At 46.7% G+C, this 548-nt stretch carries 2 protein-coding genes; both read right to left on the bottom strand.

The window, feature by feature from the left end; translation table 11 throughout:
• Positions 1-297: response regulator (locus R8N47_RS27680; RefSeq protein ID WP_318186422.1), on the bottom strand; the 297-nt coding region annotated here is incomplete at its 3' end.
• The coding region (locus tag R8N47_RS27675; protein WP_318186421.1) for an ATP-binding protein at positions 294-548 on the bottom strand (255 nt) is incomplete at its 5' end. The genes R8N47_RS27675 and R8N47_RS27680, both read right to left, overlap by 4 nt.

Raw genomic sequence — 548 nt, 5'->3', positions numbered from 1 at the left:
AAATGCGCCGAAACGATGAGCTTTTTGAACAGTAGATGCGTCATTGGCCGCCGTGACCAAAATGCATTCTGGTTTCTGGTCGCTCTCTAACCATTGATAAACCAGCTCGACACCTTGCCCGTCTGGCAAGTAGTTGTCGACGATGACCAAATCCGGCTTAGTATGCGTCACTAGCTGCTGGGCAATGTGAATACTGCCAGCAATACCGACGACTTGATATTGTTCCACTTGCTCAATGAAATGGTGATGAAGCTCTGCAATGTTGGGATCATCTTCCACTATGACTACTTTTATCATCCTAACTCCTTGGGAAAATAGATCGTAAACGCGGTTTCTTGCTCGTCACTGTCCAACTCCATATGCCCATTGCCTTGCTCAACGATGGAACGTACAAGGTACATGCCTACTCCATGATCGGCTTTGTTTTGCTTAGTGGTAAAGCCCAATTCGCACAACACATCAAACTCACTCTCGAGCAACGGGCCATTGTTCGAAACCTGAATGGTGTACTCACAGGCCGATTCTGAAATACCAATGTGTACATGACC

The sequence above is a fragment of the Vibrio sp. 2132-1 genome (assembly GCF_033344315.1).
Note: the sequence above shows the minus strand (reverse complement) of the source record. Positions and strands in the feature narration are given on the sequence as shown.